Genomic DNA, 12,991 nt, shown 5'->3' with positions numbered 1-12,991 from the left:
CAGCGGCGGGACCAACGGCAGCACCAGCGGCGGTATAGACGAAGCGGCATAAAAAGCGGTTCAACGGCGGCAGCAAGCCGGCACACAGGAGAACGCGGAAGATGAGCGAGACGACGCAAACCGCTGGTGCAGCAGGCAATAACGCGGGCAACAACGCAGACAGCAACCCCGGCAGCAACGCAACGCCAGGCGCCTTCAAGCCGAAAAAATCCGTCGCGCTGTCCGGCGTGACCGCGGGCAACACCGCGCTGTGCACGGTCGGCAAGACCGGCAACGATCTGCATTACCGTGGCTACGACATTCTCGACATCGCCGGCGCATGCGAATTCGAAGAAATCGCCTATCTGCTGGTGCATGAAAAGCTGCCGACCGCCGCCGAGCTGAAGGCCTACAAAACGAAGCTCAAAGGCATGCGCGGCCTGCCCGCCAACGTGAAGGCCGCGCTCGAATGGATTCCGGCCGCCGCGCACCCGATGGACGTGATGCGCACCGGCGTGTCGGTACTCGGCACCGTGCTGCCCGAGAAAGACGATCACAACCTGCCGGGTGCGCGCGACATCGCCGACAAGCTGATGGCCTCGCTCGGCTCGATGCTGCTCTACTGGTATCACTACTCGCACAACGGCAAGCGCATCGAGGTCGAAACCGACGACGACTCGATCGGCGGCCACTTCCTGCATCTGCTGCACGGCGTCGAGCCGTCGAAGGCGTGGGTCGACGCGATGCACGTGTCGCTGAACCTGTACGCCGAGCACGAATTCAACGCGTCGACGTTCACCGGCCGCGTGATCGCGGGCACGGGTTCGGACATCTACTCGGCGATCACCGGCGCGATCGGCGCGCTGCGCGGCCCGAAGCACGGCGGCGCCAATGAAGTCGCGTTCGAGATCCAGTCGCGCTACCAGACGCCCGACGAAGCGGAAGCCGACATCCGTCGCCGCGTCGAGAACAAGGAAGTGGTGATCGGCTTCGGCCACCCGGTCTATACGATCTCGGACCCGCGCAACAAGGTCATCAAGGAAGTCGCAAAGAAGTTGTCGAAGGAAGCGGGCAACATGAAGCTGTTCTCAATCGCCGAGCGGTTGGAGTCGGTGATGTGGGACGCGAAGAAGATGTTTCCGAATCTCGACTGGTTCAGCGCGGTGTCGTATCACATGCTGGGCGTGCCGACCGCGATGTTCACGCCGCTCTTCGTGATCTCGCGCACGGCCGGCTGGAGCGCGCACATCATCGAGCAACGCATCGACAACAAGATCATCCGGCCGAGCGCGAATTACACCGGACCAGAGAATTTGAAGTACGTCGCGCTAAATAGGAGAAAATAGCGGTCGCTGTGCGCTCCACAGCGCGCGCAGTTCAACCCGTGCGGCCGCCGGACCGGTCGTCCGCACACTGTTTAACTGAATCTAGATAGAAAGGTTTTCTCCATGAAAAAGCTGATGATCGCCGCCATGATCGGCGCCCTGTCCACGACGATGCTGTCCGTCGCGACTGACGCCGCCGCAGCGGACACGGCCACCACCGCGAAGAAGCCCACCAAGGCCGTCGCCAAGCGCCCGGAACCGCGTCGCCTGATCAAGCGCAAGCCGAGCGCGACGAAGGAAGCGAAGGTCGATCCGATCCCGGAAGGCGCTGAAAAGTGGTCGTGCAAGGACGGCCTGGCTTTCGAAATGAAAGGCGACATGAAGCGTGACCAGATCGTCACGGTTCACTGGGCGAACAAGAACTACAACCTGCCGCGCGAAACGACTACCACCGGCGCGGACCGTTTCCACGACGCCGCCACCGGTATGGACCTCGTCGTGATCCCGACCAAGGCCATGCTGTTCCAGGACAAGGACAGCTCGCGTCTCGCCGACGAGTGCAAGACGGTCGCGATGGAGCAAGGCGCTCCGGCCGCGACGCAATCGAACGCGATCAACCGTACCGGCAACTGATCGTCGCCATCAGGGACGCCTGACGATGTCCGCCCCGATTTCCAACGTACGACCCGACCCGGACACCGTCCTGGTCGATATCGTCGATTACGTGCTGGATTACCGGATCGACAGCGCGCTCGCGCTGGAAACCGCGCGTCATTGCCTGATCGACACGCTCGGCTGCGGACTCGAAGCGCTCACCTACCCGGCCTGCACCAAGCTGATGGGACCGATCGTGCCGGGCACGATCGTCCCCAACGGCGCGAAGGTGCCGGGCACGTCATTCCAGCTGGACCCGGTTCAGGCCGCCTTCAACATCGGCGCGATGATCCGCTGGCTCGATTTCAACGACACCTGGCTCGCAGCCGAATGGGGCCATCCGTCGGACAACCTCGGTGCCATTCTCGCGACGGCCGACTGGCTCTCGCGCACCGCCATCGCAGCCGGCAAAACGCCGCTGACGATCAAAGACGTCCTGATCGCGATGATCAAGGCGCACGAAATTCAAGGCTGCATCGCGCTCGAGAACTCGTTCAACAAGGTCGGGCTCGATCACGTGCTGCTCGTCAAGCTCGCGTCGACCGCGGTGGTCGGGCAGATGCTCGGCCTGTCGCGCGACGAGCTGATCAACGCGGTATCGCAGGCGCTCGTCGATGGACAGGCGCTGCGCACCTACCGCCACGCGCCGAACACCGGCTCGCGCAAATCGTGGGCCGCCGGCGACGCCACCTCCCGCGCCGTGCGTCTTGCGCTGATTTCGAAGACCGGCGAGATGGGCTATCCGTCGGTGCTCACCGCGAAGACCTGGGGCTTCTACGACGTGCTGTTCAACGGCAACGCATTCCGCTTCCAGCGCCCGTACGGCTCGTACGTGATGGAAAACGTGCTGTTCAAGATTTCCTTTCCGGCCGAATTCCACGCGCAGACCGCCGTGGAAGCCGCGCTCGCGCTGCATGCGCAGCTCGCGCGCCAAGGTCGCCGGGTCGAAGAAATTCGCCGCATCACGATTCGCACGCACGAAGCGGCGCTGCGCATCATCAACAAGAGCGGTCCGCTGAACAATCCGGCCGATCGCGATCATTGCCTTCAGTACATGATCGCGGTGCCGCTGATCTTCGGCCGCCTCACCGCCGCCGATTACGAAGATTCCGTTGCGCAGGACGTGCGCATCGACGCGTTGCGCGCGAAAATGACATGCGTCGAAGACACGCAATTCACGCAGAATTATCACGACCCGGACAAGCGTTCGATCGCCAATGCATTGACGATCGAATTCGACGACGGGTTTAAATTCGACGAAGTCGTAGTCGAATATCCGATCGGTCACAAGCGCCGTCGCGAAGACGGTATCCCGCTGCTGGTCGAGAAGTTCAAGACCAACCTCGCGCGGCGCTTTCCGGTCAGGCAGCAACTGGCGATCCTCGACGTATCCCTCGACCAGGCCAAGCTCGAAGCGACGCCGGTCAATGAATACGTCGATCTCTACGTCATTTAGGTTGAGTACTGTAGTTCCGCGATCCAAACCAAGGAAAACACCATGGCCCACAACCTCCACAAAACGCTCAAGGAATTTGACAGCGGTTCCGGCAAAGGCAAGTTCTACTCCCTGCCGCAACTCGGCAAGGCGCTGAACCTCAAGATCGACCGCCTGCCGGTCTCGATCCGTATCGTGCTGGAATCGGTGCTGCGCAACTACGACGGCAAGAAGATCGCCGAAGAACACATCACGCAACTGGCGAACTGGAAGCCGACCGCCGCGCGCGTCGACGAAATTCCGTTCGTCGTGTCGCGCGTCGTGCTGCAGGACTTCACTGGCGTGCCGCTGCTCGCCGACATCGCCGCGATGCGCGGCGTCGCGAAGGCCGTCGGCAAGAATCCGAAATCGATCGAACCGCTGGTGCCGGTCGATCTCGTCGTCGACCACTCGGTGCAGATCGACCACTTCCGCGAAAAGAACGCGCTCGACCTGAACATGAAGCTGGAATTCCAGCGCAACAACGAGCGCTACCAGTTCATGAAGTGGGGCATGCAGGCGTTCGACACGTTCAAGGTCGTGCCGCCGGGCGTCGGCATCGTTCACCAGGTGAACCTCGAATACCTCGCGCGCGGCGTGCACAAGAAGGCCGACGGCGCGGACACCGTGTACTACCCGGATTCGCTGGTCGGCACGGACAGCCATACCACGATGATCAACGGCATCGGCGTGGTCGGCTGGGGCGTGGGCGGGATCGAAGCGGAAGCCGGCATGCTCGGCCAGCCGGTGTACTTCCTGACGCCTGATGTTGTCGGTGTGCATCTGAAGGGCAAGCTGATCGAAGGCGTGACCGCCACCGACCTCGTGCTGACGATCACCGAACTGCTGCGCAAGGAGAAGGTGGTCGGCAAGTTCGTCGAGTTCTTCGGCGAAGGCACGCGCTCGCTGTCGGTGCCGGACCGCGCGACGATCGGCAACATGGCGCCGGAATACGGCGCGACGATGGGTTTCTTCCCGGTCGACGAAAAGACCATCGACTTCTTCCACGGCACGGGCCGCACGGACGCCGAAATCTCCGCGTTCGAAAACTACTTCAAGGCGCAGGAACTGTTCGGCATCCCGAACGACGGCGACATCGACTACACCAAGGTCGTTACGCTCGATCTCGCCACGGTCGCGCCGTCGCTGGCAGGACCGAAGCGTCCGCAGGACCGCATCGAAATCGGCCACGTGAAGTCGACCTTCACCGACCTGTTCTCGAAGCCGGTCGCCGAAAACGGCTTTGCGAAGAAGCCCGTCGATCTCGACACGAAGTACACGACCAGCAACGGCGTCGACGTGAAGAACGGCGACGTGCTGATCGCCGCGATCACGTCGTGCACCAACACGTCGAACCCGAGCGTGCTGCTGGCCGCCGGTCTGCTCGCGAAGAAGGCCGTCGAGGCTGGCCTGACGGTCGCGCCGCACATCAAGACCTCGCTCGCGCCGGGATCGCGCATCGTCACCGAGTACCTGACGAAGACCGATCTGCTGAAGTACCTCGACAAGCTCGGCTTCACGCTCGCCGCTTACGGCTGCACGACCTGCATCGGTAACGCGGGCGACCTGACGCCGGAACTGAACGAAGCGATCACGAAGAACGACATCGTCGCGGCAGCCGTGCTGTCGGGCAACCGTAACTTCGAAGCGCGTATCCACCCGAACATCCGCGCGAACTTCCTCGCGTCGCCGCCGCTCGTCGTCGCGTACGCGATCGCCGGCAACATCACGCGCGACCTGATGACCGAGCCGGTCGGCAAGGGCAAGGGCGGCAAGGACATCTACCTCGGCGACATCTGGCCGACCAGCGAAGAAATCAACGCGCTGCTGAAGTACGCGATGGATGCCGACGCGTTCCGCAAGAACTACTCGCAGCTCACGAAGAAGGGCGACCTGTGGAGCAAGATCGAAGGCGAGGAAGGTCAGGTCTACGACTGGCCGAAGTCGACCTACATCGCCGAGCCGCCGTTCTTCGGCAAGGACTTCTCGATGACGCCGTCGGGCAGCATCGAGCAGGTCAAGGGCGCGCGCGCACTGGGCATCTTCGGTGACTCGGTCACGACCGACCACATCAGCCCGGCAGGCTCGATCAAGGAAGACTCGCCGGCCGGCAAGTGGCTGAAGGAAAACGGCGTGCAGAAGGCCGACTTCAACAGCTACGGCTCGCGTCGCGGCAACCACGACGTGATGATGCGCGGCACCTTCGCGAACGTCCGGATCAAGAACCTGATGATCCCGGCGAAGGCGGACGGCTCGCGCGTCGAAGGCGGTCTGACGATTCACCAGCCGAGCGGCGAACAGCTGTCGATCTACGACGCGGCGATGAAGTACATCGACGCCGGCACGCCGACCGTCGTGTTCGCGGGCGAAGAGTACGGCACGGGTTCGTCGCGCGACTGGGCGGCGAAGGGCACGCAACTGCTGGGCGTGAAGGCCGTGGTCGCACGCAGCTTCGAGCGGATCCACCGTTCGAACCTCGTCGGCATGGGCGTACTGCCGCTGCAATTCAAGGGCTCGGATAGCGTGCAGTCGCTCGGCATCACCGGCGAAGAAACGTACGACATCGAAGGCCTCGGCGACGACTTCAAGCCGCAACAGGAAGTCACGCTCGTGATCCACGGCAAGAACGGCGACAAGCGCGTGCCGGTGCTGCTGCGTATCGACACGCCGATCGAAGTCGACTACTACAAGCACGGCGGGATCCTGCCGTTCGTGCTGCGTTCGCTGCTGGCTGCTTAAGCCTCGCGGCAACGCAAACAGCCTCGCTGTTTTGCAGGGGCTGCGTCCTGTGGAGGGCGCAGCCGACTTTGAAGCCCGACCTCAGGTCGGGCTTTTTTTATGGCGGGGGGTTTTGGGGGGGTTGGGTGGTGCGGAGCGCGAAGTGCTGAGTGCGAGCACACGCGCCGCTGACTGCGCGGCGCGTGCGGCACCCGCTTACTTCAGGCCGAAATCGACTCGCGTCGTCGCGCCCTTGTCCTTGATGTCGTCGGCATTGAGCTTCGGCGCGACGATGAACACGCGGCTGCTGTCGATCTTGCCTTCCAGATACTGCTGCACGCTCTGCGCGCGCTGCTGCGCGAGCTGGCGCAGGGCCGCGTCGTCGATCGGCGCGTTGGCCGCGAGCGCGCTCTTCATGTCGTCGTCGGGCACGCTCTTGGTCAGGCCGATGAAATTGCGCGGCTTCTTGAAGTCGGCGGATTTGTAGGCCTTGGTCAGATACTTGTCGTAGTCCTTCTGATCGACCGTGACCGTCGACAGATCGACGCTCTCGCCATTGCCCACCACGTCCTTGATCTTCTGCTGCTTGACCAGCTGGTCGACGTACTGCGTGCGCAGAGCCGGTTCGTCGACCTTCGGATCGACGCGGCCGATCAGGTCCATACGGATCGACGGCTTGTCGGCGAGCGCCTTCACGATCGTGTCGAGCTTCTGCCTGTCGGTGTCCGTCAGCTGCGCCGAACCCGCCTCGAATTCGACGTAGCCGAGTTCCTGGCCGTTGCCGCCGAACGCGTTCGCGATCAGCGAGAACGGCGCGGTCACCGCCTTCTCGATCAGATTCAGCACCGCGTGCCAGATCAGCCCGCCGACGCTGAACTCGGGACTCGACAGCGAGCCCGACACCGGCAGATTCACGTCGATCTCGCCGCGCGAGTTCTTCAGCAGCGAGATCGCGAGCCGCACCGGCAGCTTGGTCGCGGTGTCGTTGTCGATGTGATCGCCGAACGTCAGTTGATCGATGAACAGATGGTTGTTCGCGTTCAGCTGATCGTTGTCGAGCTTGTAGTGCAGATCGACGTTGAGCTTGCCCTTGGTAATCGGATAGCCCGCGTACTTCGACGAGTACGGCGTCAGGTTCGTGAGCTCGATGTCGTGCGCGGTCGCGGTCAGATCGAGCGCCGGTTTCGCGATCAGCGGATTGACAGTGCCGCGGATCGTCAGCGGACCGTTGGCCGCGAGTTTCGCGGCGACGTCGACCGGTGCGGGCGTCGTCGATTCCGTACCGAACGCGCCGACCGTGCCCTGAATGTCGACGAGATTCGCCGTGTAGTTCGGCTTGATGAAGTTGTCGGTGTAGGTCACGCGGCCTTGTTGCAGCAGCAGTTGACCGAAGTGCAGTTTGACGGGGCTCTGCGGCGGCGTGGCGGCCGTGACAGTGGCGACGGGCGCTGACGCTGCGGACGCCGCCTTGACCGGTGCGACCGCCGATGCCGCCACGGGCGCCGACGCCGCCACCGCTTCCGACACCGCTCCCGGCGTCAGCGGAATCGGCTCGGCACCGCTCTTGTCGCGCGTCAGCGACTGCGCCGCGCCGCTCTGATGCGCGACCACGTCCTTCAGGTTCAGCTTGCCTTGCGCGTCGAGCAGCACGCGCCCGTAGAACTTCGAAAACGTCACGCGGCTCGCGTCGACCACGGTGCCGCGTTCGTCGTAATCGGCCTTCAGGTTCGACAGCGCGAGCGTGCCCCAGCCCGCGAACGGGTCCGAAGTCGCCTTATCCAGCATGCGCACGTCGACGAGCGCCATGTCGCCGTGATAGTTCGCTTTCAGCGCCTTCGCCTGCGAGACCGCGAGTTCGCCGTTCGCGTTGAGCAGCGCGCTCGCGATCACCGCATTGAGCTTGTCGCCGAAATACGGCTCGAACGCGGCCGCGTCGAGCCGGTTCGCGTTGATCTTGACGGCGACCTTCAGCGGCGTCGCGGTCACGTCGCCCTTCAGCGCGAGCGTGCCCTTTTTGTTCAAGGTTGCCTGCAGATCGACCGGCAGCGGACGGCTCAGGTCGTCGCTGATCTGCTGCACTTTCAGTTGCAGCGGCGTGATGCTCAGCTTGACCGGCTGCGACGTGGTGTTGTCGGTGAAGTTCGCGGTCGCGTCCTTCAGCGTCAACTCGCCGATCTTGTAGTGCCACGCGGGCCCTTCGGCCTGCGCCTTTTTCGCCGCGTGAATCGCGGTGCGCTGCGGCGCCGCCTCATGCGCGCCGGCCAGCGAGCTCAGATTGATGTTGCCGTTCTTCAGGCGCTGCGCGTCGACCGCGAGGCCGGTGGCGTCGACGCTCGTCACGTCGGCGGTGCGCGCGGCCACGTCAACCTGCTTGACGACGACGTTGCCCTGCGCGAGCGCGATCACCGGCGCCTTGTCGCCGCGCGCCGCCAGCTTCAGCGACTGCACGCCAAGCTGCGTATCCGCGACCGTCACCGCGGCCGGCGACTTCGACCAGTTCGCATCGATATTCGCAGTCGCGGACAGCGCGCCGTCGAGCACCTGCGCGGACGTCGCGGTGTCGAGATACGGCTGCAATTGCGGCAGTTTCAGCGACTTCAGATCGAGCTTCGCGCTCGCGGTTTTCGCCGCGAGGCCGAGCGTGCCATCGCCGGCGAGCGAACCGGCGCCGTCCTTGAGATTGGTGTTGAGCGTGTAATGCGCGGGGCTCGATGCGAGCGTCGAAAAATCGCTCAGCGTGACCGCGAGGTTTTGCAGACCGACATCGACCGGACGCGATGCGGCTTCGTCGTGTACGTTCAGCGTGCCGTCGTTCAGCGCGAAACGTTTGATCGCGAGATCGAGCGGCGGGGCGGCTTTTTCGGCGGCCGCGGTTTTGGCGCCGGAGGCGGCTTTTGCCGCGGATGCGGTGGCCGACGCGCTAGCCGCCTGGGTCGTAGCGGTGGTTCTGGCCGCTTTCTGCGGCGCCGGCGCGAACATCTTCTCGACGCTCAGCACGCCGTCCTTGTCGCGCGCGAGATTCGCGCTCGGCGCATCGATGCGGATCTCGTCGAAGTGATAGACGCTCTTCATCGGCTCGAGCGACGCCGCCGCCACGTGCACCGCGCGCGCCGCGAAGAACGGCGCGCTGCGCTGATCCTGCACGTCGACGCCGTTCAGATCGACGGTACCCGCGACGCGCAGCGACGGCGCGTCGTTCGACATCACGAAGTTCAGCTTCAGATCGGTCGACAGCTTGCCCGACTGCACGATCACAGGCAGTTTGGTCGGCGAGTAGGAGATCAGCTTCGGCACATCGAGTTCGTCGAAACGCAGCGACACTTCCGACTCGCGCGACGCCGCGAAAGGCTTGGTCTTGCCGTCGATCGCAAGCTGACTGTTGCCGTCGATCCGCGCGCGCAACAGCGGCTCGACAAAGATATTGGTCTTCGACGGCAGCGTCGCGATGAACGGGATGCCGAGCTTCCACTGATCGATCACGTGGCTCGTGCCGAGCAGGCGGTCGTCGAAATGGATCTGGCCGTTTTCGACGCGAATATTCGAGACGGAGAACAGCGTCGGCTTGCTATCGGGTTTCGCCGGCTGGCTCGCGAACTTCTCGATCAGGTCGGTGAAATTGAAACGCTGCGCGTCATAACGAACGATATGAAAGCGCGGCGAATCGAGTTGCACTTCATCGACGATCGGTGCGCCGCGAAACAGCGAACTCCACGACGGCTTCACGATGAGCCGCGAAATATCGACGAAATCTCCGGCGCCGCCGCGCTCGCCGATATGCACGTTATCGGCCTCGAAGCGCAGCGTGTACGGATTGAGCGCGATACGGCCAATCGACGCCGGCCGGTCGAGCTGCTTGCTCAACTGCTGGCTCGCGATATGGCGAATCAGCGGCGGCGCGGCGAAAAAGCCGAGCAGACCGAAGACAACGAGAAAGATCAGCAGACCTATCAGAATGCGACGCGTACGACGCGACTGTGCGACTTCTCGCACGGTCTGCATGGAGGAGGCTAATGATGCTTTATTAAGGCTTGCCATGCTTGCTCTGAATGAATGCGGCGGCAAGCCCGCCGCGAAAAACAGAAATCCCGCTAGCGGCAGTATAAGTCGTGAATCCGTTGGGGAGGCAGTAATGTCAGGGGTGGCTTGACGATTCGCACGGCTTACGGAGCATTTTCAGACACTTTCGCTGCGTGGCGGGAAGGCCGCGGACAGGCATCGCTCGATGCATCGGACAGCGATGGGCTAGCTCGGGACAGCTAATGGAGACGCGCCGCCGTCATCTCGACGACGCGCTTTTCATCAGTGCGGTGCAGTGGGTTTTCGCGACCGGAGCGTGGGCTGCTCGCGCATGGAACGAAATGGAGCGAAGCAAAGCAAAGCGGCGCGCGTCAGGGCGACGCGCCCGCCTGCATCATTGCCGCACGACCGGCGGCGGTTGCCAGCTGCCGTCGGTGGCTTGCGGTTTCGGTGCGTACAGACGCAGCACCAGTTGCATATCGGCGCGCGGCGCGGGCAGCCAGTTGCCGCTGCGGCTGCGCGTCGACGACACCACCACGTCGAGCGAGCCGTCGCGATTACGGCGCGCGCCATTGCGATCGCCGACCGCGAGCCACGCCGGCGCGCTCTCGCTCAACGCGCCGTCCTTCGAGTACGCGGTGATCGACCAGAAGCCGCGCACCGGCGGCAACCGGTTCGCCGCGAAGTGGATCACGTAGCGATTCGCGCCGTTCAGCGTGTTGCCGTCGCTGTCCTGCGTAACGACCGCGCGCACTTCGTCGTCTTTCGTACCGATGCCCGGCTGCGTGCTCGCCGCATACGCGCGCAACGCGTAGTCGGGGCCGTAATTGCCGACGCCGTCGCCGAACCAGCTCCAGCCGTTCGCGCTCAGCAGATTCGACGGCGCCGTCGCGACGCGCTCGCGACCGTCGGCGAGACCGGCCGCGAGTGCGTCGGCGGCCTTCGGCAGCTTCACCGGATCGCCCGGCGTGACGCCGAGATCGGCGAGGAATTTCAGCGCATGCGGATCGGCCGGTGTCGGCGGATTGTCAGGCAATGCGTCGGCGAGACGGCTGAAGAAGCCGCTCGCGTCGAGCGCGGCGACCTGCTGGGCCGGCGTGCCGTTGGCACCCGCGCCGCCGTTGCTCGGATTGCCGCGCGCCGGCGCGGCCGGCGCCGCGTCGTCTGCGTAGACGCTCAGCGGCGCGAGACGGATCGCATGTTGCAGCTTGCGGATCGCGGTCAGATCGCGCGCGCCGTTCGACTGCACGCGCACGCCGATCCATGCATTGCGGGTCGGCACCTCGACGCGCTTCGCGCCCTTCGGCAACTCGCCCTGCCAACCCGGCGTGACGAATGCAATCGTTTGCGCGCGCACACCCTTCGCGCCAGCGCTGCCCGCGACGAACTGCGGCCCCGTCGACCACACCACGTTGCCCCACATGTCGAGCACGCGCGCATCGACGTAGCGGCCACGCGAATCGGGCAGCGACAGAATCACCGGCTCATCGGCGAGATCGAGCCAGCCGGTCGAATCGAGCGTATCGAGACTCGGCTGCGGCGGATTGGCCGCGCCGATCGGCGGCAATGCCTGCGCGTGACGCAGCGTGTTGAACGGTGCCTGCCCCGGATCGGTGCCGACCGCCGCGTCGCGCGCGGCGCTCATCAGTACCAGCGGATAACCGAATACATAGGAATCGGCGACTTCGTCCTTGATCCAGCCGGTGCTTTGGTGCGGCACGCTTGGGGTGGACGCACAGCTGGCCAGCAGTGCGATGCCCGCGAGCGACGCGCAGGTCCGTTGAAGAGAAAACAGTTCTCGGCGATTTTTTATCATTCGTTCAGAGTGCGGAACGTGCAGTCCTATGGGAGATGCCGGTGCGCAGCGCCAGGAAATATGCGCGGTTCTCCCCAAACACTGCGCAGCCGATCCGCGGATTGCGATTCCGACAACATCGCGTTGTATCGTATCCTTGCTGACGAGGCAAGCACAAGGCAGGAAATTGCGCCCGCCAGCGCGCATGCGGCTCATGGACAAGACGAACGGCACCACGCCGCACCCTCGTCCGTCTGCCGGTTCCGAGTCCGCCGCAGTGCACATCGGCGTGCCTTGCTTTTCGATTCGTCGCTTCATCGAGTTGCCCCCACTCTTTTGCCGTCCCCCCATCCGGAGCGCTTCAATGTATATGCCCGCCCATTTCGAAGAGAACCGTCCAGAGGTTCTTCATCGCCTGATCGCCGAGCAACCGTTCGGCGCGCTGATCACGCACGGCCCGCATGGGCTCGATGCGAATCATCTGCCATTCGAGGCACAGTTGCTGCCGGCCGCCGACGGCACGTCGGAAGCGTCGCGCTACGTGTTGCGCGCGCATGTCGCGCGCGCGAACCCGGTCTGGCAGGAGGCCGCGACGCATCCCGACGCGCTGGTGATTTTCCAGGGACCGGCCGCCTACATTTCGCCGAGCTGGTATCCGAGCAAGCACGAGGCCCACAAACAGGTGCCGACCTACAACTATATGGTCGTGCATGCGCATGGCAGGATTGTGGTGCACGACGATGAATCGTTCGTGCGTGGTCTTGTCGCGCGACTGACGCGCAAGATGGAAGCCGGCGAGGCGGTGCCGTGGAAGATGGGCGATGCGCCCGCCGATTTCATCGCGCAGATGCTCGGCGCGATCGTTGGCATCGAGATCGAGGTGACGCGGCTGGTCGGCAAATGGAAACTCGGGCAGAACAAGGCGGCAGCCGACCGGCGCGGTGCGGCGCAAACGCTGCTCGCACGCGACGGCGACGAGCAGAAAGCGGTTGGACAGGCGATGCTCGATGCGCCGCCGGCGTTTTGAGT

Annotated in this window: 7 protein-coding genes; 5 read left to right on the top strand and 2 right to left on the bottom strand. The window is 64.0% G+C overall.

Annotated elements, in window-relative coordinates:
* Window positions 1–101 precede the first annotated feature (101 nt).
* The 4 genes from prpC to acnA all read left to right on the top strand — a co-directional run bounded on the left by prpC (window position 102) and on the right by acnA (window position 6,171).
* The gene (prpC, locus tag HHL14_RS11915; protein ID WP_169497805.1) at window positions 102–1,325 is read left to right on the top strand and encodes a bifunctional 2-methylcitrate synthase/citrate synthase; all 1,224 of its coding nucleotides are present in this window, start codon (window positions 102–104) and stop codon (window positions 1,323–1,325) included.
* Between the two features lie 102 nt (window positions 1,326–1,427).
* Window positions 1,428–1,937, top strand: coding sequence for a hypothetical protein (locus HHL14_RS11910; RefSeq protein ID WP_169497804.1), 510 nt, complete (start codon window positions 1,428–1,430; stop codon window positions 1,935–1,937).
* A 25-nt stretch (window positions 1,938–1,962) separates the two neighbouring features.
* Complete coding sequence (locus HHL14_RS11905; RefSeq protein WP_169497803.1) at window positions 1,963–3,414, top strand: bifunctional 2-methylcitrate dehydratase/aconitate hydratase; 1,452 nt, start codon at window positions 1,963–1,965, stop codon at window positions 3,412–3,414.
* A gap of 42 nt (window positions 3,415–3,456) precedes the next feature.
* The gene (gene acnA, locus HHL14_RS11900) at window positions 3,457–6,171 is read left to right on the top strand and encodes an aconitate hydratase AcnA (RefSeq protein WP_169497802.1); all 2,715 of its coding nucleotides are present in this window, start codon (window positions 3,457–3,459) and stop codon (window positions 6,169–6,171) included.
* 195 nt (window positions 6,172–6,366) lie between these two features.
* Here acnA and HHL14_RS11895 read toward each other — a convergent pair whose 3' ends face one another.
* Window positions 6,367–10,185, bottom strand: coding sequence for a DUF748 domain-containing protein (locus tag HHL14_RS11895; RefSeq protein WP_169497801.1), 3,819 nt, complete (start codon window positions 10,183–10,185; stop codon window positions 6,367–6,369).
* Between the two features lie 376 nt (window positions 10,186–10,561).
* Entirely contained in the window at window positions 10,562–11,983 is a 1,422-nt protein-coding gene (locus HHL14_RS11890; RefSeq protein WP_169497800.1) for a DUF1254 domain-containing protein, read from the bottom strand.
* A 343-nt stretch (window positions 11,984–12,326) separates the two neighbouring features.
* Here HHL14_RS11890 and HHL14_RS11885 point away from each other — a divergent pair, with 343 nt between their 5' ends.
* The gene (locus HHL14_RS11885) at window positions 12,327–12,989 is read left to right on the top strand and encodes an FMN-binding negative transcriptional regulator (RefSeq protein WP_169497799.1); all 663 of its coding nucleotides are present in this window, start codon (window positions 12,327–12,329) and stop codon (window positions 12,987–12,989) included.
* Window positions 12,990–12,991: the final 2 nt, after the last annotated feature.

It is taken from the genome of Paraburkholderia antibiotica (genome assembly GCF_012927125.1).
In the GTDB taxonomy this organism is placed as follows: Bacteria; Pseudomonadota; Gammaproteobacteria; order Burkholderiales; family Burkholderiaceae; genus Paraburkholderia; species Paraburkholderia antibiotica.
This window is presented reverse-complemented; position numbering and strand designations above follow the sequence as displayed.

Bases quoted from the DNA above. Each gene is read 5' to 3' on its own strand.
- prpC (WP_169497805.1), top strand. From the start codon at position 102: ATGAGCGAGACGACGCAAACCGCTGGTGCAGCAGGCAATAACGCGGGC.
- HHL14_RS11910 (WP_169497804.1), top strand. From the start codon at position 1,428: ATGAAAAAGCTGATGATCGCCGCCATGATCGGCGCCCTGTCCACGACG.
- HHL14_RS11905 (WP_169497803.1), top strand. From the start codon at position 1,963: ATGTCCGCCCCGATTTCCAACGTACGACCCGACCCGGACACCGTCCTG.
- acnA (WP_169497802.1), top strand. From the start codon at position 3,457: ATGGCCCACAACCTCCACAAAACGCTCAAGGAATTTGACAGCGGTTCC.
- HHL14_RS11895 (WP_169497801.1), bottom strand. From the start codon at position 10,185: ATGGCAAGCCTTAATAAAGCATCATTAGCCTCCTCCATGCAGACCGTG.
- HHL14_RS11890 (WP_169497800.1), bottom strand. From the start codon at position 11,983: ATGATAAAAAATCGCCGAGAACTGTTTTCTCTTCAACGGACCTGCGCG.
- HHL14_RS11885 (WP_169497799.1), top strand. From the start codon at position 12,327: ATGTATATGCCCGCCCATTTCGAAGAGAACCGTCCAGAGGTTCTTCAT.